Genomic DNA, 23,202 nt, shown 5'->3' on the forward strand with positions numbered 1-23,202 from the left:
TTACCACTTGCCATTTTACTTCTTCTGGGTAATGCACTCTTGTGCCCATTAAAGAAGCACCTCCTTAGAATCATATTTGGAATACGATTCAGGAGGTGCTTTTTCCTTGTCTCAATTTACTGGGTCACTTCACTTGTATCCGTTAGGGGATTTCCATTTAAAACGGCAGGTTAATGTCCGGCAGGAGTACGAATACCCACACGATCAATCAACCGCTTGCTTTCATCATTAAGTCCGGTGATAAAGACGAATTTGTCCAACTGTCTGTATTTCTCTACGACTTTCGAGATAGCCGTAACAGCTGACAAATCCCAGACATGGGAACGAGAAAAGTCAATAATAATCTGCTGGGGATCATCCTGAAAGGAAAATTGGTCGACGAAGTGTGTCATGGTACCAAAGAACAGATGACCCGAGACGGCGTACACTTTTTCGCCCGTATCGCTCTCGTAGGAGGTGGCATGCAAGCGGGCCATCCTCCAGCCAAAAATGACGGCACTTAGGATCACACCAGAAATGACACCTTTTGCCAGATCGTGTGTAGCGACGACGATGATCACCGTAGTAATCATGACAACAGCATCCCCAACAGGAATTTTCCGCAAGTCCCGTATGGACTGCCAATTAAACGTCCCAATCGATACCATGACCATGACACCGACGAGGGCAGCCATCGGGATTTGTTTGACGACGTCTCCAAGGACCAGGATCAGGAACAACAGAAAAATCCCTGCAACCAAAGTGGACAGACGGCCACGCCCACCTGATTTTACATTGATAACGGACTGTCCGATCATGGCACAACCAGCCATTCCGCCAAAGAATCCGGTGATGATGTTGGCGATCCCTTGGCCTTTCACTTCCGTATTTTTGTTACTGCGCGTATCTGTCATCTCATCAAGTATGGAAGCAGTCATCAATGATTCAAGAATCCCGACCAATGCAAGCGGAAAGGAGTAGGGGAGTACGATCATGAATGTTTCCCAGTTCAACGGGACACTAGGAATGTGGAAGATTGGCAATTGACGTGTGATGTCACCCATGTCGCCAACGGTCCGTACATCAAGACCTGCCCAGATGGACATGACAGTCATGACGATGATCGCTACGAGAGCAGAAGGGACTGCTTTAGTGAGACGCGGCAACAAATAAATGATCGCGAGCGTTCCAGCCAGCATGACGTACATTACCCACGACGCCCCAATGAAATGGGGAAGCTGAGCCATAAAGATGAGAATAGCCAACGCATTGACAAAACCAATCACAACGGTATGAGGGACAAAGGTCATCAGCCTGCCGATTTTACAGGCGCCCAGTATCACTTGCAAAATACCGGTCAGAACAGTCGCCGCAAATAAATACTCGATGCCATGCTCCTTGACCAGAGTAATCATTAATAACGCCATAGCACCTGTAGCTGCGGAAATCATGCCCGGTCTTCCTCCGACAAACGCAATGATGACTGCGATGCAAAAGGAAGCATACAATCCAACCATTGGATCGACACCGGCAATAATAGAAAAAGCGATGGCTTCCGGGATCAGGGCAAGTGCAACCGTAATACCTGCCAGCACGTCCGCACGTACGTTAGAAAACCATTCCATTTTTAGTTGTTGAAGGTTCAAATATGTTCCTCATTTCTGTATCGTATAGTGACTTTCCCCTTTCAGAAAAGTCGGGGCCGTTTTTCACAGTTTTTCATTATAGTAAAAAGGCGTCATCTTCGCCATTCTTTTTTAAAAGGAAACGGTAAAAAGGCAAAAAGATATACGACTTTCCGACCAAAAGTGCAGGGGGGACCTGAGACACGAGAAACGGATTAGTTGAATCCGATCAATTCTGTCCAGGAGGTCAATGCTATCGTTTAATCAGGGGAGTGGCTATGGATTGGATGCAGCAAGTGGATTCATGCGTTATATGGAAGAAGAATTAGTAATGAAGACTCCTTAACCATTCCAACTTTACTGTAAAAAACATTCAACGCAGTGGAATGGTTAAGCATGGATATGATTCATCAAATATACGGAGAGGACAGTCTGTCTTAATGACGGGCTGTTTTGTTTTAGAGGCGAACGAAAATAGATCAATAGAAATGGTCAATGTGCCTATCTCTCGGTAGTCAAAGATGGGGCGACGAAACAAATATTACACATATGCTAATAAAACAGGCTTATGTGCCAGAAGGTTATGGGGCGCTTCCAATAAAAGAGACAGAAATCGTTATACCATTTGAATAAAAGCTCCATTCAAAAAAATATAACCAGTTTGACATGCATCCAAATACTGCATAATATGTAAAATGATATTAGAAAGGAGAGAAAGACGTGAACAGAATTAGAACTATTATCACTGCAACTGCTTTAGGTACTTCTTTGTTGTTAACAAACATAAGTCCAATCAATGCAAATGAAAATGAAACTGCAGTAGAAATTAATGACAGCAACAGATTCCGAAAGGAAATGGGTCTTGATGAATTATCAAAAAAGGACTTAGAGAATGACGAATATAAACTCTCTAAGTTCGGAGCTTATTTAACTATGGAAGAAGAACAAGACCTTGATGAAAGAATAAATCAGCAAAAAGAAAGTATTCCATCAATAAAGGCATTTATTGAAAAAAATCTGAAAGAGGAGTTTGCTGGGATATATATTGATCAAGAATCAGGCGGAGTAGTTAATATTGGATTTAAAGCCAATGCTAAAACTACAGTAGAAAAACATCTCGATGAATTGCGAGAGTTATACGAAGAAGACAAGTTAAACATTTACTTTACGGAATACTCAGAGGATGAGCTAAACAAGATAGCTGATAATGTCTTTCAAAATAGATCAAACCTTATGGAAAAAGGGTTAGATATAGTTTCGGTTAATGTTGACTTGCCAACTCAAAAAATTAACATTGGAGTAAAAGAAAAATCATCAGCAAAAAGGGCAGCTCAGCTTCTTTTGGCAGAAGTAGATGAGGAGAATGTATTAGCTGAAATGGGCTTGAATGTTGGTATTTTCAATATAAAGGAAGAAGAAGCTCGCAAAGCTCAGGCTCAGCCAAGCGACAAATTTAGACCAATTCAAGCTGGTTTAAGAATAAAAAATACTACAGAAGACCGAAATTGCACTTCTGCGTTTTCAGTGCAAAAGGATAACGATTTTTATGTTTTAACTGCTGGACACTGCACAGAAAATGTTGGGGATAGATTTGAGCAAGGAGGAGCAAGGATTGGTAAAACCGCAGATTTTAATTTCGGTGGGAGTGTAGATGCAGCACTCATCGAACTAACAAACGGTTCTGACGATGCTACTTACTATGTTTTTGGAAATTATAAATCAGAATACAATACGATTACAGAGGTTCAAAGAACAAGGGATGAAACCATTGGAGATACAGTTTGCATTTCAGGAAGTCAAATGAAAAGAGTGAAGTGTGGAACGTTGAAATCAACTAATTGGAGGGGGAGTATAGAAAGCCCAAATGGAGACAAGCAATACTTTACTAATATGAGACAAGCTAGTTATTCAGAAGTACCAGGGGATAGCGGAGGGCCTATATTTTACGGTGGAACAGCAATAGGAGTTCATAGCGCAGATACTGGAGTTTACACACATATTAGCGAAATAGAGGATTATTTTAACATTGATTCAATTTTTACTGGTAACTAGTTGAAATAAAGTTCCCCATGAGGGAAGGTTTTTTCATGGGGAATAAGAAAGGAAATGAGCACATTGAAAAAGGCTATGATACTAATTATTGCCGCATTACTTATAACTGGATGTGCAACAAATCACAAGAATGTTGAAAAGCAAGCATTAACAGGATACGTAACTGAAAAAGATTTTGAAAAAAAAGGTCTCTTAGTTATAGAAAATGATGAAACCAAGACGAGCGATGAGAATTTCTATGCAGCAGAGTGGTATTTCCCAAAAGAAGAAGCCGTATTCCTCGATAGCAAGGGGAATAGTATCTCGTTTGATGAAATCGAAGTTGGTCACACAGTTTCTACATGGTCAACGACACCATCAGCACAGTCTTATCCCAGTGGCGCAGAACTCAGTAAACTTGTAATTAATGAAGAAAGCAAAAATCCTATTAATCAAATGGATGAAAAAAGTGCGATTCAGCACGCAATCAATTACTTAAAGAGCACACATAATGATGGAATCATTATTAAAAGTGCAAGTGGACAGAAAGATCATTGGCTGATAAAGGCAACCGACTATGATCATAAAACAGATACTATTCTACAAATCAATGCTCAAACAGGAGAAGTAAAAGAGCTTTAAAATTTGTACCTTCTGCACCAAAAAAGGAGGTGATAAGTTTCTCATAAAAGTGTAGAGGTTAAATAAGCATGCACGATGCACTTTTTCAATACAAACAACCAAGCTGTACATACTTTAATAAGCACACCAAATGTACCTAGTATAAGCAACTGTAAAGAAAGGGTTCAAAACATCATGAATTGTATAAAAGATGTTGATCTATTGCACCCAATCTTAGCATCAAAGTAGGAGGGCTTGGAACAGCTTCGCGCCGTCTCCCAAAGGGGCGGATGGGGTGCCCGCTTATCAAGATTTACGCTGAGTAATATTCAGGTTCGAGCCTCTGATTCCTTGATGGATAAGGAGATTCGAACCGTTTTTTTTGCCAATGTGCTCCGCGAAGAAAAAAATTCCAATAAAACATCGATATAAAAGTCAAATCCATATATAATGAAAATGATTTTCAAAATCAAACAATTGATTGATGTTGTTCTTGAGAGAGGAGTGCTGCTTCAATGCTTCGCAGATTTTTTTCTTACTATCGGCCTTATCGTGGATTATTCATCCTCGACTTCACGTGTGCAGTTTTTGTTGCTTTGTTGGAGTTGGGATTTCCGCTTGCAGTGAACATGGTTGTCGATCAATTACTTCCAAGCAAGGATTGGAACATGATCGTATGGGCGTGCATTGGCCTTTTGGCTTTGTATGGTCTCAACGCTGGGATGAACTATGTCGTCACGTACTGGGGACATATGCTTGGGATTAACATCGAGACGGATATGCGTAAGAAGCTGTACGACCATATTCAAAAGCTCTCTTTCCGCTTTTTCGATAATACCAAGACGGGGCATCTGCTATCTCGCCTAACGAATGACTTGATGGAGATCGGGGAGGTCGCTCACCACGGTCCGGAAGATTTGTTTATCGCCGTGATGACGCTGATTGGTGCTTTTCTTTTGATGTTCAATATTAATGAAGAAATGGCGCTGCTTACGTTTTTGGTGATTCCGCTCTTGATATTCTTCGTTGTTCACTTCAACCGCAAGATGACGGGCGCGTTCCATCGTCTGTACGGCGACATGGCGGATTTCAACGCACGTGTTGAGGATAACGTAGGCGGAATGCGTGTGGTACAGGCTTTTGCCAATGAGAAATTTGAAAACAAAAGATTTGCAGAGAACAACCAGCGTTTCCGTATCACCAAGCTGTTGTCCTACAAAATCATGGCCCAAAATATTTCCGTCAGTTACGTGCTGATGCGCTTAGTCAATTTGTTCGTCTTGATTTGCGGCAGCTGGTTTGTTATTCAAGGTGAATTGACCTACGGTGAATTTGTCGCTTTCTTGCTATTAACGAATGTATTTTTCCGTCCGTTGGAGAAAATTAATGCGATTATCGAGAGCTATCCAAAAGGGATTGCCGGTTTTAAGCGCTACATCGAAATCATGGACACTGCACCGGATATTGCGGATGCTCCGGATGCTATCCATGTAGAGTCGTTGAAGGGCGATATCTCGTACAAGAATGTTTCGTTTAGCTACGACCAAGAGTCTTCTGTTTTGCAAAACATTGATTTGAACATCCGGGCGGGCGAGACCATTGCATTTGTAGGCCCTTCTGGAGCAGGAAAAACCACGCTGTGCAGCCTCTTGCCGAGATTTTATGAGATCGACGGAGGCAGCATCACCATCGATGGAATGGACATCCGCGAAATCACGTTAGCGTCATTGCGCAGCCAAATCGGGATCGTTCAGCAAGATGTGTTCCTCTTTTCAGGGACGATTCGCGAAAATATCGTGTACGGAAAACTAAATGCTTCAGAGGAGGAGATCTGGGAGGCAGCGCGTCTGGCTAAACTAGAAGAGTTTATCCGTTCTCAGCCTGCTGGTCTGGAGACGATCATTGGTGAACGCGGAGTCAAATTGTCCGGTGGTCAAAAACAAAGACTGGCGATTGCTCGCATGTTCTTGAAAAACCCGCCGATCCTGATTTTGGATGAAGCTACCTCTGCACTCGATACCGAAACGGAGGCGGCGATCCAGCAGTCCTTGCAGGAACTGTCCAAAGGACGTACGACATTGGTGATCGCGCACAGATTGGCTACCATTAAAAATGCAGATCGCATTATCGTTGTAACGGAACAAGGCATTACGGAGCAAGGAAGTCATGATCAGCTCTTGGCTCGTGAAGGCATCTATAGCAGACTGTATAAGGCGCAGTTCGGCACATACCTTGATCAGTCAAACAGCGTTTTTTCTTGATAAGGAATAGAGAGGGAGATCGTGATGCTAGAATGGGATGACGATTTTATTGCACAACGGTTTGATATTGCTTCAAAACCGAGACCCAATGCCTTATTTTCGATGAAGGCAAGAGATTTGGTAGACCTGAATCATATGAATGAGCTTGTACAAATCTATGCTCCGCTTATCAAGGCACATGAGCTGACTGCTGCTGGTACTTACATCAGCAGTTGGCTCACGAGCCCTTCACTCGGTCTTTTGTACATGATCTCTGTCTGGAACCGTGCACTTACGATGACGCTGGATAATATGACGATTGAATTGTTTTACGAGGATGACTATCCGCAATTCGTCTTTGTGATCCCGGCATATGAGATCGTAGAAGCGCCTAACAGCGAAGCAGATCGCGCAATCTGGCTCGAGGAATGCTATCGTGCGTATTTCCGAGACTTCCTGCATCCGTTGCTTACGACTCTTGCAAAGGTAACAGGAAACCCCGAAGCGATGCTTTGGGGACAGTTCCCAACCAAGTTCAATTACTATACAGATGTTTTTGTGGCGTTGGTAGAACAGGATAGCATCAAGCAACAAGTAAAGGCTGATTACGATGTTCTCTGTAATCAGCTGGAAGGCGAGAGCTTTGGATTGCAAAAAAATCCGTTTCGCGTGAAAGTGCGCTGGATCGAGGATATGCGTGACCCCAAAGCGAAAGTGCGGATCAAGAATCAATGCTGTTTGTACTATAAGACGGGGGAGCAAAAGTATTGCTATACCTGTCCGCGGATAAAAGAAGAAGAGCGCGCTCTGATGAGAATTCATACGTAGCGGCCCCTCCCTTTGCGGAGGGTTTTTTCTATACATCGTCGACGTATGGACATGGGCTAGCCTCTTCCTATAAAGTAGAGTCAAGGATAAAGTTAGAAAAATCAGAATGATTTCCAGGAAGGCGTGGTTCGTATACAGAAAATGAACCAAAAGGAACTGGATCGCTACGTTCGTGATTTTCAGCAAGCAGTTGTCGATCAGCAACTGAGCTTGTATTATCAACCACTCTACGACCTGAGAACAGGCAAAATAATCGGAGCAGAAGCTCTGGTAAGATGGAACCATCATCAAAAAGGGCTGCTGCCCCCGGAATGGATATTGTTGTTAGCAGAAAAGAGCGGGTTGATTCTATTGGTAGAGGAATGGGTAATCAGAACGGCTTGCCAGCAGAACAAAGCTTGGCAGGACGCTGGACTACCACCGCTTGTGACATGTGTGAATCTATCATCCTCTACCTTGGAATCGAACCAGGTGGGTAGCAGGATTCAAGCGATCTTAGATGAAACAAACCTGCAGCCTCACTATTTGGAGCTGGAATTTACCGAGGATTCGACCAGAGATGGGGAGCGTACCATTGAGATTTTAGCAGAACTAAAAAGAATCGGTGTGAAAATTAGCCTGGATGATTTTGGGAAGGGCTATAGCAGCATTCAACATCTATCCCGCTTTGCCATGAACAAACTAAAAATCGATCAATCCTGTGTGAGGGAATGTATGAGCGATGTCACACAGGCAACCGTTATTAAAACTGTCATGGCGATGGCACGAAGTCTAGGCGTGCAAGTAACGGCAGAAGGTGTAGAGACGCAAGAGCAACTGGATTTTCTTTGGCAGCTTGGTTGTGATTCTGCTCAAGGATTTTTGTTTAGTGAGCCCATGCCTGCCGAAGACCTGGCTCGTGTGTTGAAGCGTGAGGAAAGGTTTAGGAACAGTGCTTTTCTATTACTCAATGGTGGGCAGCACCGAGCTCTTGATCCATACGAAGTGGACCATAGTGAGCGAGGAGACGTTCTTCGCAAGCAACAACCTGTGACCGAATCACCCTATCGATTGATCGCAGAAAACTTGTCGGATATTATCGTGATCATCAACAGTCAGGGGATGATCACGTATATTTCGCCAGCCGTTCAATCTGTCATGGCAATTGCTCCTGATGAAGTCGTGAATCGACACCTGCTAGCTGTACTACCGCTGGAAACGGGCAGGCTTGTTATGCAAACGATTCGTCAGATCTCGATGGAGAAGCAGCCTCGTCTCATTACATTTAGTTGCCCGGACCGGAATGGCAAAAAGATCACGCTGGAGGCAAAAGGCACCCCGGTTATTCGTGAAGGTCATGAGACGAACTTTAAGTCATCTTTATTATTCGAAATCACACGAAGCACGTGCAAACAGAAGAGTTTTTACAAAAGATAGACAAGCTATCTGTCATTGGGCAAATGGCTGCCGGGGTTGCGCACGAAATACGAAACCCGGTAACTTCCATCAAAGGCTTCGTCCAATTGCTCCGTCGAGACCAATGGAAACGGGAATACTTTGATATTATGCAGGCTGAATTTCACCAATTAGAGAGTGTCCTGCGAGAATACGTCTTTTTATCAAGAGAGTGCACAGAACCGTACGAATCACAAAATCTAACGGATTTGCTGCGGCAGGTTACACGATTCATGCAAGCAAAGCTAGAGCGTCATCATCTGATGCTGGATGTCAAGGAAGTGGAAGGGACCACGATTTGGTGCGATCAGAATCAAATTCAACAGCTTTTCATGAATCTTCTGTCGAACTCCGTTGAGTCGATGCAGGATGGTGGGACGATTCGCATCGTGGCAAGGCATAAAAAAAGTGAGCAAGTGATGATTAAAATTATTGATCAAGGCTGCGGTATGGCGGAAGAACGGTTGAAACGATTAGGGGAGCCTTTTTATAGCACAAAAGAAAAGGGGACCGGGCTAGGACTTATGATTTGTTATAAAATCATGCAAGCACACGACGGGTACATCCATTTTTCAAGTACCCCGAATAAAGGAACGACAGTGGAGATTTCCTTCCCACTAGGAAAATCAAACCCAAGGCTCGATCCATAACGTGATCAGGCCTTGGGTTTTTCTCACTTAGTCTTTCTTTGTTTGGTTATCGGAAAATTGTTGTTGAACGGCTTCCAAAAAACGCAGCCATGCCTCGGGCAGCTTAGGCTCTTCTGTAGGGCGGCGCATAGTGGAATTGCTATCGTTTTGATTCGCTCGCTCCATTCTCCATCTATCCTTTCGTGTCTAGCCAATCATGCCGCAGGGTGAACAAATCCCGCAGTTCTTCCGTGGATAGCTCCGTGATCCAGCTTTCGCCCGTCCCGACAATTTGCTGGCTCAACGATAGCTTTCTCTCCATCATCTCATCAATACGTTCCTCAATTGTCCCGAGCGAGATGAATTTGTAGACGTGAACATTGCGCTGTTGTCCTATGCGATGAGCACGGTCAGTGGCCTGATTTTCTACCGCAGGATTCCACCAGCGATCTACGTGAATGACATGGTTGGCTTCCGTCAAGTTCAAGCCAGTTCCACCCGCACGCAAGGAAAGAATGAAGATGGCCCCGCGTTCCTCGTCCGGAAGTGTCGAGTCTTGAAAACGAGCGATCATCTCATCGCGTTTTTCTTTCTTTGTGGCTCCATTTAGGAAGTAGACAGGGCCATAGCCTTCTCGCGTCAGCACTCGTTGAAGCAAATTGCCCATTTCGATGTATTGGGTAAAAATCAGACAACGCTCTTTCTTTTGGCGAATATCCTCTACCAATTCCAACAGTCTTTCCAATTTGTGCGAGCGACTGGCTTCATCTGTTGTTGCGATTTCATTCAAAATGAGGGCAGGATGGTCACACAATTGTTTGAGACGTGTCAGTGTCGTCAGAATCAGACCGCGCCGTTCCATAGGTGAAGCTTTTTCCATACGATCAAACATATCTTGAATCGCGGTCTCATAAAGTGCGCCTTGCTCGGTAGTCAGCGGTACATATTCCTTGCTCTCATTCTTGTCTGGCAAGTCGAGCTGAATGTTCGGATCGGTTTTCACCCGACGGAGCAGGAAAGGCTGAATGAGTCGTTGCACTTGATTGATGAGCTGCTGGTCTTGGTCTCGTTCGATGGGATGGACAAAACGCTGGGTAAATTCCCCGAGACTTCCCAGGTAGCCAGGATTCAAGAAGTCGAAAATGGACCAGAGCTCACTCAGGCGATTTTCGATCGGAGTGCCTGTGAGAGCGATCCGGTGCCATGCTTTCAAATCGCGCACAGCGGATGCTTGCTTTGTATAGGCGTTTTTAATATTTTGCGCCTCGTCGAGACATATCGTATCCCATGTAACCATTCCTAGCTCCTGCTCATCCAAATGGGACAGAGCGTAGGAGGTAATGACCAGATCCGCTCCCTTGATCGCTGGCAAAAACGCCTCCTTCTTTTGACGATCATTGCCATAGTGAATCATTACGTGAAGAGAAGGGGCGAAACGCTTCAGCTCTTTTTGCCAGTTTCCTATGACGGAGGTCGGGCAAATTAAGAGAGAAGGAGTACTGGCTGGGCCATGTTGTTTGACATGAAGCAAATACGTAATAAATTGAACCGTTTTCCCCAATCCCATGTCATCGGCCAGACAAGCTCCCAGCCCAAAGCGGCGTAAAAAGAACAGCCACGAACTGCCCTCTAGCTGATAATTGCGCAACGTCCCGTGAAAAGTAGATGGCTGCTCCATAATCGGGATGCGCTTCGTTTCTTGCAATTGATTCAACAGCTCTCGCAAATGCTGGTTTAGCTGAACTTCAACCGTTAGGGAAGTATCGAAATCGTACTCATCCTCGGGTAGCTCCTCAACATCTACAGTGGGGGCGAGGTGCATTCTCATGACATCGCGAAGGGACATGCCGTTTTTCGCTTGGTTTTTCTTGAGCGCTTCTTGCAGCTGCAAGAATAGATCGGGAGTCAATTGCACCCAATGCCCGCGAATTTTCAACAGGCGCTGCTTTTGTTTAATGAGTTCCTCAAATTCCTCTTCGCTGAGCTCTACAGGTCCCAAGGCGAGCTTCCATTCAAAATCCATGAGCTGGGAGACACCCAGGAACGACTGTCTGCTAGCCCCGACAGAGGTTGTAATCTTGGCTTTTAGCTTCGGTTTTACCCGACGCACTTGTTCCCACCATGCTGGCAAAAAGACGTGAATGCCAGCTTGCACCAACTGCAAACTGCTCGACGTCAAAAAGATCCATGCTTGCTCGTTCGTCAGTCGGGTGAGAAAACGGCTTTGATTTTCCCGGGTGTCTTTTTGCCACGGGAGAATTTCTTTGCATTTGGCCAGGTCTGTGACAAAACGATTCCAATGTTCACGCCAGTCAGCAGGGATGCGAGCGGTGGCTACTCCCTCAGCCGTCAACTGGTGTGGCTCAATGAGGAATAACTGATCGGGCTCTTCACGATTTTGCAAATACACTTGGAGTTGCCAGTCATTGGGGTGCTCCTCGGCCTCAACGATTTGCAAGCATGTGCGAAACGGTGTCGTATCTGGCAGCCAGCCTATCGATTGCAACCATTCCTGTTCCTGCAGGTGTGGAGAAAGCTCGGCGCCCATGACGTACAGAGCCGGATATTGCGTCAATAGCTGCTCCCACATTCGTCCAATCTCGCCAGTACCTTGCAAGGATTCCTCCACGATGAACGAAAGCCACCTGTGTCCGTACTCTGGAAAATCGACGGGAGTGTGCAGGGCTCTCCAGCCGATTTGACCTTTTTTCCAAGAAGAAAAATCAGGGGCAATGGCGCCTTGTGCGAGTGTATCGCGGATCATTCCCGCAACATGCGTAAATTGTTCAAATGGCGTGCTGACTGAATAGGTCCGATGCAAAAGCCACTGAGGGAAGACAAAAAAGGAGAGGGCCTTGGCAGGGCTGAGCAATACGCCATGCTCGTTTTTATCCAGGAAGGTTCCGTAATAGGATGCCTCATCCCACGCAAAAAGTGTTCCTGCCAATTCTTCTGGATCGACCACTGTTCCTTGCGTGTCTTTGCCAGTAATCAAGAATTGTCCGTCTGCCAAAAGCTCTCCGTCTAGAACCAATGTAGTGACGGTCTTCATAAGTTGAAATTTCCTCTCCTTAGCTCTTCTTGAAAAGCACGTAACCGATTATGTTTGGCAGATAATTGTTCCACGTATCGTTCCCAGCGCGCATCTTGGTTTGCTCTGTTGTAAATCGTCCTTACCTTTTTCATGAGCTTGATGGCTTCTTTGTAGGCCGTTCGGTTCCGTTCCGCAATCAGTCTGTTCACCTCACGCAAATAAAAAGGGAAGAGCAGTGTCGGCTCGGCTTCCTCGATTTCTTTTACCTGCATGATCGAGATATCTGCCATGGGGACTTGAAACGACATTTGCAAATCAATCCATTGCTGAAACTGTCGTTCTTCATATAAATAAGCGGCATATTCGTGATAGCTGCTCGGCAAGAACTGCTTCAGCTTGGCGCCACACTCGGCTGATCGGCCCACTTGGTCCATTGCTTCCTGCCAAATGGCGATAACGAGTCGGTATTGTTGTGTCTCGGCTTGACCGATTAAGGTCGTCAACGAGGCAGTCCAATCGAGAAATCGCTGCCATTCTCCATTGCGAGCGAATGATTTCATATAGGACAAGTAGAAGGAGAGGTTCAAGCGGCTCATTCTTTTCCAGATTTGTAGAGCAGCTTCGTCCTCCTTTTCCATCACATGAAAGTGGGCACGGAGCAGCAGACCTTTTTCCTTTTCGGCGGCAGAACTGTTTTCATCGTTGATCAGCTGATCCAATACATGGATCTCCTCTTGCATCCACTCTGGCTTTTTCAATAGCATCCACCATAACATTTGATAGGCGAATACCCAGTAGAGGGAAGTAGCTTCGTTTTCTTTCAATTCCTTTGTCAGTTGAAGAGTATCTTCGATGGCATCCTGATGGTCAACCAAAAGAGCAGGGATGTCTGCAAAGTACAATGTCCCTTCTAATTGATCCAATAACCGCTCGGCGGTCTGAACCAAATCGAGAAACCAGTATGATTGGCGGTACGTTTTGACGTATTGTGTAAGCTTCATGAGATGAAACAGATTGGCATGAATGACAAAGAGTTGCGCCCGATCCTTCGGCCATGAGGCAGCAACACTCAGCACATTTTGATAGCTCGATAATAACTCAGAGGAAGCCCGATACGATTCCATAGCCGCAAACAAGTTGCGTGTCCAGCTCTCAAAAAATGCCCACCATTCTTTGACGGAGCTGTTCGCGTTAAGCGGAGAGGAAACAGACGCTGTATCCTGTTGAGCAGGAGCGGTATGGCTGTATTTATAAGTAGGAATCAGCAGATGAGGAGAAAAAGTAGCTCGTCTTGGTTGTTGGGAGCGGGTCAAAAATGTACGAGGATTCTCGAACACACTGTACATCTGAAAAAATGTAGCAGCAATATGCTTGCAAATGCGCGAATAAGGGCAGGTGCAAGTACTGTTTTGAACCGTTTCCATATCGAGGCGAACATGATACACCTCGGAGCCTTGAACATCACTCGTCAAATATTGGCCTTGTTCTACGCGTGTATTGAAGACGACGCCATCTGAAAAGTACGTATAGCCCCGTTCAATGATGTGTCCTTCGACGGCAATTAGGATTTGCTCGCCTAGCTGTATCGCTTGTTCCCGAGTCAACTCTCTTTGCAACATGTAGTAAGATCCTCCGAACGAAGTGTCATCCCTCCATTATAACCCAAAATACGGAGAATGGAAAAAGATGCGTGTGTTTGAGAGCATCAATAAATGGTTTTGGGCGATAAGCAGAAACAATACTTAATTTTTGCAAAGACTGGGTGTATACTGTACACGTCGAATGAAAAACAATTAAACGCAATGTGTTTTATTGTCTTTAGTTGTATTTGTACAACAACAGAGAGAAGGGGCATACATGCTATCGATTTCGATTCTGCTCGTACTATCGTCTGGCCTTGCGCACGCAGTCTGGAACCTTTTCACGAAAAAAAGTGAGAACAAAATGGCTTTTCTATGGTTGATTACATTGCCAACAACCGTGATCCTCTTGCCTGTTCTCATTTGGGAATTGATACACGTACAACTGACATGGACTTTGGGTCTTTTTCTGTTTCTGTCCTTTTTCTTTCAAGGATGCTATACCTTATTGATTTCAAAGGCGTATACATACGGGGATATCTCACAGGTTTACCCCATCATGAGGGGGACGGGGACGCTTCTCATTCCGTTTTTTAGCGCGATTTTCTTTCAAGAGTATTTATCTGTACCGGGATGGCTGGGGGTCATTTGCATCGTGATCGGAGTCTTTGCCATCAGCGGGATGATTGGCACAGATCGTCAGGTACAACCAGTGAATCCGCTGGCCCTGCGATACGCTGTTGCTGTTGGACTATGCATTACAGGGTATACGTTGACCGACAAGAAAATCGTCCAACAATTATCTCCCTTCGCTTTATTGGAAATAACGAACTTTGCCTGCCTGATTGTCGCTGGGGTCTTCGTTTGGAAGAAGGGACTCATTCGCCGTGAGTGGCAAAAAAACTGGCGAACGATTGTGCTGGGTGCTGTCCTGTCTCCAGGTTCGTATCTGCTGTTTTTGTTTGCCATGACATTGGCACCACTGGCAGCTATTGCGCCTATTCGTGAGGTAAGTACAGTTTTTGGTACGCTGCTTGGGGTCTTCTTGTTAAAGGAGCGACAACGCGTATGGCGTTTATCCATGTCTTTGATGATCACGATAGGCATTATTTCCATTGCCCTTTGGGGGTAAAGGATGATAAAGAGTCGGGCTGGGAGGAATTCTGGCTGGCTATTTTTTTTGCTACCAGGGAAAGATGAAGGGGTAAGAAAAAACGGCTAAGGATGATCAAAATGGATGCAAAAACGGTTGCACCGATCACTCATAAACGAACGAAAAAAAGAAGGATCGCACTGAGAGCTCTTGGAATCATCATTGGAGCTCTGTTGGTGGCAGTCGGACTGGAAATTTTTCTGGTTCCCAACAACATCATTGACGGTGGTGTAACCGGTGTTTCCATTATGGCATCAAAGCTGACAGGAGGATCACTCGGAATATTTTTATTCCTTTTTAACCTGCCCTTTTTACTTATTGGCTACAAGCAAATTGGCAAGACATTCGCCATCTCTACGCTGTTCGGTGTCGTCGTGATGTCCCTGGGGACGAGCTACCTTCATCATGTTCCCGGCTTGACGGACGATTTGCTTCTCTCTGCTGTTTTTGGGGGGATCATTATCGGAATCGGTGTGGGACTTGTCATTCGCGCGGGCGGTTCCTTGGATGGAACGGAAATTGTTGCGATCCTGATGACGAGGAAAAGTCCGTTTTCAGTCGGCGAAATGGTCATGTTTTTTAACATTTTTATTCTAGGCAGTGCCGGCTTCATATTTGGATGGGATCGGGCCATGTACTCGTTAATTGCTTATTACATCGCTTATAAAATGATCGATATTACGATGGTCGGACTCGAACAATCCAGATCAGTATGGATCATCAGTGATTATCCAGTCGAAATTGGCGATGCGTTAACAGCGAGACTGGGGAGGGGAATTACCTATTTGAATGGAGAAGGTGGCTACTCCGGGGACGTCAAAAAAGTCATTTTCTGTGTCATCACCCGATTGGAAGAAGCGAAGCTGAAATCCATCGTGGAGGAAATCGATTCCTCTGCATTTTTGGCAATCGGTCATATTCACGATGTTTCTGGTGGACGGTTTAAGAAAAAGAATATTCATTAGCCAACGAGTATGGCCCCCTTTTCCAGTTAAGTGAACGGCGAGAAGGGGGTTAAAAATGTATTGACCGTAATGACAGAATTATTCTACGATTATCTTATACCAAAATACAAAATATCATTCCGTATTTTGGGACGATAAAGTGGTGATGAAAAATGGAAAAAACAGCAAACCGCAGTGTGTTGAAAACGCTGGAGTTTTTAGAGTATTTCATCGATAACAGCGAATTGAGTCTGGCGGAACTCGTGGAATTGTCTCAAATGCCGAAAAGCACGGTATTTCGGATCATCCAGACCCTTGAAATGCGCGGTTTCGTCGCCAAAACAACGAGCCATCAACCGCCCAAGTACCAATTGGGCTTGAAGCTACTCGAATTTGGAAACATCGTGGCACAGCGATTGGAGATCAGAAAACTCGCGCTTCCGTACATGCTGCAATTACGTGATAGCGTCGAGGAAGCAGTCAATTTGATTATTCGGGATCAAGATGAAGGAGTTTACATTGAAAAAGTGGATACACGTGGGTACGTGCGGGTTTATACCCAGGTAGGGCGAAGGGCGCCTCTGTATGCCGGAGCGTGCCCGCGTATTTTGTTATCGTTCATGCCAAATGAGGAAATTACCGCTTTCTTGAAGCGGGTTGAATGGAAAAAGATCGCTCCAGGTACCAATACGGATGAACACCTGTTGTGGAAATGGATACAAGATGCGCGTGAGAGGGGTTATACCGTGAGCTACGGTGAACTAGAGCCTGATTCAGCGGCCTTGGCAGTCCCCATTCGTGATTATACGGGACAAGTTATTGCTGGATTGAGCTTAGCTGGCGCTTCTTCGCGTTTTACGGAGGAGCGATTGGGATATTTGGTCCAGGAGACGAAAGCGGCGGCGAAAAGCATCATGGGTCAACTGGGATATACGGAATCGATCACAGATAAATAGGAGGAGTACGACATGAAGACGGTTTTGGTAACGGGATTTGATCCTTTTGGGGGGGAGTCCGTCAATCCAGCATGGGAGTCGGTAAAAGAGCTAGGAAAGATCGAGTCTGCACATTATCAAGTGGAAATACGTCAAATCCCTACTGTCTTTGATAAGTCGATCGAGCAGCTTTATGCAGCGATTGAGGAAACGAAGCCGGACATCGTGCTTTGCATTGGACAAGCAGGCGGACGTGTCGATATTGCTGTCGAGCGCGTTGCGATTAATGTGAACGATGCTCGTATTCCAGACAATGAAGGAAATCAGCCCATCGATACGCCGATTCGGGAAAATGGACCTGTTGCGTACTGGTCTACGTTGCCTATCAAGGCCATCGTCCATGAATTACGAAAACAAGGGGTACCCGCATCCGTTTCACAAACAGCCGGAACGTACGTGTGCAATCATCTTTTTTATGGTTTGATGCATTATCTAGCCGAATATCACGCATCAACGCGAGGGGGATTCATTCATATTCCTTATCTGCCTGAGCAGGCTGCAAGGCTGGCCGAACAGCCAAGCATGGCGCTGGAAACGATTGTGAAAGGGTTGCAAATCGCAATCGAGGCAACGATTTCGCATGAGCAGGATATGGTTGTGGGTGGCGGACAAATCAGCTGATCAAGAGGGGAAACGAATGAAGAACTACGAATTCTCTCCACTTGGCGATTCAGGTGTGATTGTCAAGCTTGGGGAAGTGATTGATCAAAGGACGCATGAGATTGTCGTGATGTTCACGGATTTTCTTCTGGAGAATCCTTTTCCGGGAATGCTGGAGATTGTCCCCGGTTTTACCACCATCACGGTTTATTATGATCCAATTATTCTCGCACAGCAGTTTCCACATGACCTGATGCCTTATGAGAGCGTCCTCGCTATCCTTGACAGAATGTTCCAGGGGCTCACTGTCACAGGCAAGGCTGAGCCTAGGCTTGTTGAGATTCCGGTTTGCTATGGCGGAAGCTTTGGGCCGGATTTGGACAACGTTGCTCAGCAGAACAGTCTCACGCGAGAGGAAGTCATTGCGATCCATTCATCTGCCGAATATTTGGTTTACATGATCGGATTTGCCCCCGGTTTTCCGTATCTTGGGGGAATGGACGAGCGTTTGGCGACCCCACGCCACTCTTCACCTCGTCTCTCGATTCCAAAAGGCAGTGTAGGGATTGGCGGTGCGCAAACAGGTATTTACTCAATCGAGACGCCGGGAGGATGGCAAATAATCGGCAGAACACCACTCAGTTTATTCCAACCAACCGAGAGTCAGCCGAGTCTTTTGCGTGCCGGAGACAAAGTACGTTTTCGTCCGATCTCCGAACAGGAGTATGAGGCTGGGAAGAAGGTGTTTCGATGAGCATAGAGGTTGTATCGCCAGGGCTTTGTACAACCGTGCAGGACTGGGGCAGGTACGGCTATCAGCGGCACGGTGTCAATGTAGGTGGTGCGATGGATGCACTTGCCGTACAGATGGCCAATATGCTGGTAGGCAATCATCGAGATGAGGCAGTTCTGGAGTTAACGATGAAGGGACCGACACTCTTGTTCCAAAAGGACATGCTGATTGCGATCTGTGGTGGCGATCTCAGTCCAACTATCAACAAAAAAACAGTCAAGTCCAATCGAGCAGTCTGGGTAAGAAGCGGAAGCATTTTGCAGTTCAGCCATGCGAAAAAAGGCTGTCGTGCTTATCTCGCTGTTGCTGGTGGTTGGGATGTGCCAATCGTAATGGGGAGCCGCAGCACGAATCTGCGAGCGGGATTTGGGGGATTGGCAGGCAGAATGCTGCAAGCAGGTGATAGACTCGAGCACAACCCGCAAAGCTCATTCAGTTTGTATCTAGCAAAGCAATTGGAACAAAAAGCAGGAGACGAAGCTTTTTCCGATACGGATTGGTTTATTCCTGCCAGTCATTTTGCACAATGTCAGGAAAGTATCGTTCGGGTCATTCGTGGGGATCAGTTCGACGATTTCACAGCAGAGAGCCGTCAGCGCTTTTTCGATCAGGCTTTTCAGGTATCTCCTCAATCAGATCGGATGGGGTATCGTGTGACGGGATCGACTCTTGCCCTTACGTCTCCACTAGAGTTGATATCTGCTGCTGTCACGATGGGAACGATTCAGGTTCCTCCAGACGGTCAGCCGATCATTCTCATGGCAGACAGACAAACAATCGGCGGATATCCCAAGATCGGGTATGTGGCGACTGTGGATTTGCCGATCATCGCTCAGTTGCGACCGGGAGAAACGATGCGTTTTCAAGAAATTTCTCTACAGGATGCGCAGCGGGCATTGTACGAACGAGAGCGGACCATGAATGAGATCCAATTGGGAATCAAACTGACTGTAGGGTGGAGGTAATACATGAAGAGCGTAGATTTAAACTGTGATATGGGAGAAAGCTTTGGCGCTTACCGGATTGGGAATGACGAAGCGATTCTTCGCTATGTCAGCTCGGCAAATGTCGCTTGTGGTTTCCATGCAGGAGACCCTGGAACGATGAGAAAAACAGTGCAAATGGCTTTGGAGGCAGGTGTGGCAATTGGTGCCCATCCCGGATTCGCTGATTTGGTCGGCTTCGGTCGCCGCAACATGGAGATTTCCCCCGAAGAGGCGTATGATCTAGTCGTGTACCAAATCGGAGCCCTGCAAGGCTTTGTGCGGGCTGAAGGGGGCGTCATGCATCATGTGAAGCCACATGGTGCCTTGTACAATATGGCAGCCACAAGACCCGCTCTGGCCGAGTCTATTGCGTTGGCCATCTACAAAGTAAATCCGGAACTGGTGTTGTATGGCTTGGCGGGAAGCGAATTGACGCGTGCTGGCGAAAAAATCGGACTAGCTACAGCGCACGAAGTGTTTGCCGACCGCACGTATCAGCAGGATGGCACGCTGACACCGCGCAATCAGCCGAATGCGATGATTACGGACCAACAGCAATCCCTCCAGCAAGTCATTCGTATGGTGAGGGACGGGCTCGTCCTAACCCAGCAGGGCGTGGACATCCCGATTCAGGCCGATACCATTTGTATTCATGGCGACGGTGCCCACGCGTTGGAATTCGCGCAGAGTATTCGAGAAGCTTTGTCAGGAGCTGGCATTACAATTTCAGCATGTTTTGCTCGATAGATATCTATCGGGCTCTTTCTGCTTCCGTACGGTACTTTGCTTACAATTCGCTTCATTGTGAGATGACACACATAACAGCAAACCTTTTGGCTGTAGGAAGAGCAAATGAAGCTGTTCGCAAAGTTACGGAACAATGGAAAAGGCGTATTGGATTTGTCACTCATGATCTGATCGAGCTGTGAGAAATCAAATGTTCCATGAAAATAAAGTTGTAGACTGTAAAATAAAGTGTCGTACCGCAAATAGTGGTAAAGTGAAGGGTTGAAGTAGAGATTAGCATTGAAGGTATCCATGCAGTGTGAAAAAAGACAAGCTCTTCCCCTAACCGGGAAGAGCTTGCCGTCTTTTAAGCTTTATTAGGCAATAACGAGCTGACAATTAAAGACAACGTTTGCCTGTATACCGTATGCGCAGATTGTGCATCTCCTAAGTGTCCTCCCATGTAAAGATGAATGACGCCATGGAGCGAAGCCCAGAATACGCGGATAACTAATTCAGTGTCATACTGACAAGGGATGAGACCTTGGTGTTGCGCATTACTGATCACCGTCAATAATTGCCGCATGGCGGTTACCGTACCATTTAGGCTTTCCTCGTCCGGTTTGAAATCCGCGAATGCGCCTCCGAACATCAGTTTATAATAACTGGAGTAACGCTGCCCGAATTGCCAAAAGGCTTCGCCTAAATTCTGCAAATGCTGCGCTGGATCAGCAGCTTGCGGCGTCCTCTCGAATTCGTTAGCGAGAAGCTTACAACCATCCAGATACAACTGCTGAGCCAAGCCCTCTTTATTGACAAACAAGTTATAAATGATTTTTGTCGAGCAACCCATTTTCTGCGATACTTTACGGACCGTAACGGCTTCCGGTCCCTCTTCTTGCAAGATCGTTGCCGCAGCGTCAACAACGAGCTTGCGGAGATTTTCAAGATTTTGCAAGCGGGCTTCTTGGTAGGTTTTCAACACTCGTGAGTTTGCATTGGAGGAGATATCTTGATCGCTCATACTCATCACCTTCGGATACAAGTTATCATCAGGAAACAAAGTTTCTGACGCTTTTGCAAGGAATTTTATACAGTTGTTAAGAGATTGTCAATGAGAAGGTAGATGTTCAAGGATATTCAAAGATCATATTGACTTTCAAGAAAAGGCTGGATACAATGAACTCGTTCTGAAACATCGTTACCGAATTGCGTAACTGTTACCACATTCCTTGAGAATCGGGATAATTAATTCTGTTCATTTGGTAACGTTGTTTCTGTGATGCAACAAAGTATTCGAAAGGGGAGTAGCGATATGACGATTCAAGGTAAATAGGCGCTCATCACGGTAGCTTCTTCCGGTATTGGAGAGCAATTGGCGAGACAACTGGCCAAACAAGGCAGCCATTGTATTCCCCCTCCCCCAATTGGAGAAGCATTCGCGCTCTTGGCTGAAGGAAAGCAATATTTTGTCGTAGTCCAAATCTAAAATCTCGCTTTTATGAAAAAGGAGACACATTAATGCCTAATACTCAAATTCGATCCGTTAAATCTACTGAAGGCGTGAATCGTTATAAATGCTCACTACGTTCTAGGATAAACAGATGGGGGCTTTCTCTGCTCTCGGTGCTCGTTCTAGGAATACTCGTTTTCTTGCTTGTACCTTCACCGATCAGTCCGGCCAAATGGTCAGCACCGACGGCCCCCTCTTTTGAGGAAGCAGGTCCGTGGAAACAAAACAATAAACTCAGCTCGGCTCAGCTTGTGACTGATGCCCCTCAATTCCCTGAATTCATTACATTCGATAAAGAAGGTCAGCTATATACAGGAGATTCAGATGGGAAGATTTACAAGGTTCCTTTCGATGCAGAGGGAAATCCGCAAAAAGCCCAAATGTTTGCAGACACCAAAGGAACTCCTAATGGGCTTAAATTCGATGCCAAAGGCGATTTGATCGTTACTGATGTCAAGAGGGGACTGCTGTCTATTAATCCATCCGGGAGCATAAAGGTATTGGCTGATCAAGTGGACGGTCAGCCGATCTATCTAGCCAACGAGCTTGATATTGCCAAGGACGGCTCCATTTATTTTTCTGATACTTCGAATTATGGTAGTGTGACCTTCAAAGAAATTGCTGAGAACAAGCCGCATGGACGTTTGTTGAAGTATGATCCAAAGACCAAGCAAACGACCGTCCTGTTAGAAGGCCTTTATTTTGCAAACGGAGTTGCCTTGTCTGCGGATGAAGATTTTGTGCTTGTGGCGGAATCGTATCATTATCAATTGACCAGATACTGGCTTAAAGGACCGAAGAAGGGCACATCTGATATTTTCGTAGACAATCTCGCAGGTTTTCCAGACAACATTACGCGTGATGATCAAGGTCATTTCTGGGTGGGTATCTTCACGACTCGCATTTCTTTTGTAGATCAGATGCATAGCAACCCTTGGTTAGCCAGTACCATGGCCAAATTGCCGGAGTCGCTGCTTAGCGGAGCAAGCGCACCGGCGAAGCATGGGCTTGCTATGGAGCTCAGCCCGCAGGGAGAGCTTATCGGTAGCTGGCATGATCCGGAAGGCAAATTGTATGGCGTAACTACGGCTGTAAGCCATAACGGATATTTATATATAGGAACGGCACCGGGAGGCAGCAAGGGTGTTCATCGCGTACTTTTAACCAAGTAATGTTGGAATTTCGGAGGGTGAAAAATGAATCTGGATGATTTGGAGCTATCTTGGAATGAGAAGGATAGTCTGATTTGCACAGTGGTCTTGGTGACAGGCGCTAGCAGTGGCATCGGGGCATTGATCGTCAGGAAATTGGCAAAGCGCGGCGCCCATGTGACGGTCGTGGCACGTCGACGGGATCGGAACGAAGCGGGAAAAATGGAGCAGTTCCGTGTAACTTAAAATCATTCGAGTCTTGTGCGATGGAAAGAGACTCATTCCATTCCGCTATCTCGGTTTCGCTACATAAGCTGCAGTGGAATTATTATCTAGGAAA

21 protein-coding genes are annotated in these 23,202 nt (G+C 45.9%); 15 read left to right on the forward strand and 6 right to left on the reverse strand.

All coding sequences use genetic code 11. The features are described from left to right. Positions 1-170: 170 nt before the first annotated feature. The gene (locus M3630_RS00005; RefSeq protein ID WP_251250765.1) at positions 171-1,625 is read right to left on the reverse strand and encodes a SulP family inorganic anion transporter; all 1,455 of its coding nucleotides are present in this window, start codon (positions 1,623-1,625) and stop codon (positions 171-173) included. Between the two features lie 699 nt (positions 1,626-2,324). Between M3630_RS00005 and M3630_RS31075 the strand changes: the two genes are divergently transcribed. The 6 genes from M3630_RS31075 (at position 2,325) to M3630_RS00035 (ending at position 9,408) form a co-directional block, all read left to right on the forward strand. Further along, positions 2,325-3,656 carry a S1 family peptidase gene (locus tag M3630_RS31075; protein ID WP_251250766.1) on the forward strand — a complete coding sequence of 444 codons (1,332 nt, stop codon included), beginning with the start codon at positions 2,325-2,327 and terminating at the stop codon, positions 3,654-3,656. A gap of 54 nt (positions 3,657-3,710) precedes the next feature. After that, on the forward strand, positions 3,711-4,277 hold the full coding sequence (locus M3630_RS00015) for a DUF3221 domain-containing protein (RefSeq protein ID WP_251250767.1): 567 nt from the start codon (positions 3,711-3,713) through the stop codon (positions 4,275-4,277). 494 nt (positions 4,278-4,771) lie between these two features. Further along, a complete protein-coding gene (locus M3630_RS00020; RefSeq protein ID WP_251250768.1) occupies positions 4,772-6,517 on the forward strand; it encodes an ABC transporter ATP-binding protein in 1,746 nt (581 codons plus the stop codon). A 24-nt stretch (positions 6,518-6,541) separates the two neighbouring features. Then, positions 6,542-7,324: a Fe-S oxidoreductase gene (locus M3630_RS00025; RefSeq protein WP_251250769.1), complete on the forward strand. Its 783-nt coding sequence runs from the start codon at positions 6,542-6,544 to the stop codon at positions 7,322-7,324. A gap of 123 nt (positions 7,325-7,447) precedes the next feature. Then, positions 7,448-8,740, forward strand: coding sequence for an EAL domain-containing protein (locus tag M3630_RS00030; RefSeq protein ID WP_251250770.1), 1,293 nt, complete (start codon positions 7,448-7,450; stop codon positions 8,738-8,740). Continuing rightward, complete coding sequence (locus M3630_RS00035) at positions 8,710-9,408, forward strand: ATP-binding protein (RefSeq protein ID WP_251250771.1); 699 nt, start codon at positions 8,710-8,712, stop codon at positions 9,406-9,408. The genes M3630_RS00030 and M3630_RS00035 overlap by 31 nt, the downstream gene beginning before the upstream one ends. Before the next feature lie 27 nt (positions 9,409-9,435). Here the strand turns inward: M3630_RS00035 and M3630_RS00040 are convergent, their stop codons facing one another. From M3630_RS00040 to M3630_RS00050, 3 genes are read right to left on the reverse strand one after another with little or no spacing between them, the layout of a single operon-like run. Then, positions 9,436-9,573, reverse strand: coding sequence for a hypothetical protein (locus tag M3630_RS00040; RefSeq protein WP_173609375.1), 138 nt, complete (start codon positions 9,571-9,573; stop codon positions 9,436-9,438). 7 nt (positions 9,574-9,580) lie between these two features. Then, positions 9,581-12,439, reverse strand: coding sequence for a DEAD/DEAH box helicase (locus M3630_RS00045; RefSeq protein ID WP_251250772.1), 2,859 nt, complete (start codon positions 12,437-12,439; stop codon positions 9,581-9,583). After that, positions 12,436-14,040, reverse strand: a complete 1,605-nt coding sequence (locus M3630_RS00050) for an SWIM zinc finger family protein (protein ID WP_251250773.1) — start codon at positions 14,038-14,040, stop codon at positions 12,436-12,438. The genes M3630_RS00045 and M3630_RS00050 overlap by 4 nt, the downstream gene beginning before the upstream one ends. Positions 14,041-14,278: 238 nt before the next feature. Here M3630_RS00050 and M3630_RS00055 point away from each other — a divergent pair, with 238 nt between their 5' ends. From M3630_RS00055 to M3630_RS00085, 7 genes are all read left to right on the forward strand, one after another. Further along, on the forward strand, positions 14,279-15,133 hold the full coding sequence (locus tag M3630_RS00055; RefSeq protein ID WP_251250774.1) for a DMT family transporter: 855 nt from the start codon (positions 14,279-14,281) through the stop codon (positions 15,131-15,133). Between the two features lie 101 nt (positions 15,134-15,234). Further along, positions 15,235-16,119: a YitT family protein gene (locus M3630_RS00060; RefSeq protein WP_232773224.1), complete on the forward strand. Its 885-nt coding sequence runs from the start codon at positions 15,235-15,237 to the stop codon at positions 16,117-16,119. Positions 16,120-16,271: 152 nt separating this feature from the next. After that, a complete protein-coding gene (locus M3630_RS00065; protein WP_251250775.1) occupies positions 16,272-17,054 on the forward strand; it encodes an IclR family transcriptional regulator in 783 nt (260 codons plus the stop codon). Positions 17,055-17,066: 12 nt separating this feature from the next. Continuing rightward, the gene (gene pcp, locus M3630_RS00070; protein ID WP_173609369.1) at positions 17,067-17,714 is read left to right on the forward strand and encodes a pyroglutamyl-peptidase I; all 648 of its coding nucleotides are present in this window, start codon (positions 17,067-17,069) and stop codon (positions 17,712-17,714) included. A 16-nt stretch (positions 17,715-17,730) separates the two neighbouring features. After that, entirely contained in the window at positions 17,731-18,447 is a 717-nt protein-coding gene (gene pxpB / locus M3630_RS00075) for a 5-oxoprolinase subunit PxpB (protein ID WP_251250776.1), read from the forward strand. Continuing rightward, on the forward strand, positions 18,444-19,451 hold the full coding sequence (locus tag M3630_RS00080; RefSeq protein WP_251250777.1) for a 5-oxoprolinase subunit C family protein: 1,008 nt from the start codon (positions 18,444-18,446) through the stop codon (positions 19,449-19,451). Before pxpB ends, M3630_RS00080 begins: the two co-directional genes overlap by 4 nt. Positions 19,452-19,454: 3 nt before the next feature. Further along, positions 19,455-20,219: a LamB/YcsF family protein gene (locus M3630_RS00085; protein WP_251250778.1), complete on the forward strand. Its 765-nt coding sequence runs from the start codon at positions 19,455-19,457 to the stop codon at positions 20,217-20,219. 346 nt (positions 20,220-20,565) lie between these two features. On the opposite strand, the gene M3630_RS00090 is transcribed toward M3630_RS00085, so the two are convergent. Both M3630_RS00090 and M3630_RS00095 read right to left on the reverse strand, forming a co-directional pair. Next, on the reverse strand, positions 20,566-21,222 hold the full coding sequence (locus M3630_RS00090) for a TetR/AcrR family transcriptional regulator (protein WP_251250779.1): 657 nt from the start codon (positions 21,220-21,222) through the stop codon (positions 20,566-20,568). Positions 21,223-21,456: 234 nt separating this feature from the next. Then, a complete protein-coding gene (locus M3630_RS00095) occupies positions 21,457-21,606 on the reverse strand; it encodes a hypothetical protein (RefSeq protein ID WP_251250780.1) in 150 nt (49 codons plus the stop codon). Between the two features lie 113 nt (positions 21,607-21,719). Between M3630_RS00095 and M3630_RS00100 the strand changes: the two genes are divergently transcribed. Further along, complete coding sequence (locus M3630_RS00100) at positions 21,720-22,883, forward strand: SMP-30/gluconolactonase/LRE family protein (protein ID WP_251250781.1); 1,164 nt, start codon at positions 21,720-21,722, stop codon at positions 22,881-22,883. A 24-nt stretch (positions 22,884-22,907) separates the two neighbouring features. Beyond that, complete coding sequence (locus tag M3630_RS00105; protein WP_251250782.1) at positions 22,908-23,108, forward strand: SDR family NAD(P)-dependent oxidoreductase; 201 nt, start codon at positions 22,908-22,910, stop codon at positions 23,106-23,108. Positions 23,109-23,202 lie beyond the last annotated feature (94 nt).

The sequence above is a fragment of the Brevibacillus sp. MER 51 genome, assembly GCF_023714195.1.
GTDB lineage: Bacteria > Bacillota > Bacilli > Brevibacillales > Brevibacillaceae > Brevibacillus.

Excerpts from the sequence above, each read along its gene's own strand:
- pcp (WP_173609369.1), top strand. The coding sequence starts at position 17,067 with ATGAAGACGGTTTTGGTAACGGGATTTGATCCTTTTGGGGGGGAGTCC.
- M3630_RS00055 (WP_251250774.1), top strand. The coding sequence starts at position 14,279 with ATGCTATCGATTTCGATTCTGCTCGTACTATCGTCTGGCCTTGCGCAC.
- M3630_RS00015 (WP_251250767.1), top strand. The coding sequence starts at position 3,711 with ATGAGCACATTGAAAAAGGCTATGATACTAATTATTGCCGCATTACTT.
- M3630_RS00080 (WP_251250777.1), top strand. The coding sequence starts at position 18,444 with ATGAGCATAGAGGTTGTATCGCCAGGGCTTTGTACAACCGTGCAGGAC.
- pxpB (WP_251250776.1), top strand. The coding sequence starts at position 17,731 with ATGAAGAACTACGAATTCTCTCCACTTGGCGATTCAGGTGTGATTGTC.
- M3630_RS00060 (WP_232773224.1), top strand. The coding sequence starts at position 15,235 with ATGGATGCAAAAACGGTTGCACCGATCACTCATAAACGAACGAAAAAA.
- M3630_RS00025 (WP_251250769.1), top strand. The coding sequence starts at position 6,542 with ATGCTAGAATGGGATGACGATTTTATTGCACAACGGTTTGATATTGCT.
- M3630_RS00095 (WP_251250780.1), bottom strand. The coding sequence starts at position 21,606 with ATGGCTGCCTTGTTTGGCCAGTTGTCTCGCCAATTGCTCTCCAATACC.
- M3630_RS00020 (WP_251250768.1), top strand. The coding sequence starts at position 4,772 with ATGCTTCGCAGATTTTTTTCTTACTATCGGCCTTATCGTGGATTATTC.
- M3630_RS00085 (WP_251250778.1), top strand. The coding sequence starts at position 19,455 with ATGAAGAGCGTAGATTTAAACTGTGATATGGGAGAAAGCTTTGGCGCT.
- M3630_RS00100 (WP_251250781.1), top strand. The coding sequence starts at position 21,720 with ATGCCTAATACTCAAATTCGATCCGTTAAATCTACTGAAGGCGTGAAT.
- M3630_RS00105 (WP_251250782.1), top strand. The coding sequence starts at position 22,908 with ATGAATCTGGATGATTTGGAGCTATCTTGGAATGAGAAGGATAGTCTG.
- M3630_RS00050 (WP_251250773.1), bottom strand. The coding sequence starts at position 14,040 with ATGTTGCAAAGAGAGTTGACTCGGGAACAAGCGATACAGCTAGGCGAG.
- M3630_RS00090 (WP_251250779.1), bottom strand. The coding sequence starts at position 21,222 with ATGAGCGATCAAGATATCTCCTCCAATGCAAACTCACGAGTGTTGAAA.
- M3630_RS00045 (WP_251250772.1), bottom strand. The coding sequence starts at position 12,439 with ATGAAGACCGTCACTACATTGGTTCTAGACGGAGAGCTTTTGGCAGAC.
- M3630_RS00065 (WP_251250775.1), top strand. The coding sequence starts at position 16,272 with ATGGAAAAAACAGCAAACCGCAGTGTGTTGAAAACGCTGGAGTTTTTA.
- M3630_RS00040 (WP_173609375.1), bottom strand. The coding sequence starts at position 9,573 with ATGGAGCGAGCGAATCAAAACGATAGCAATTCCACTATGCGCCGCCCT.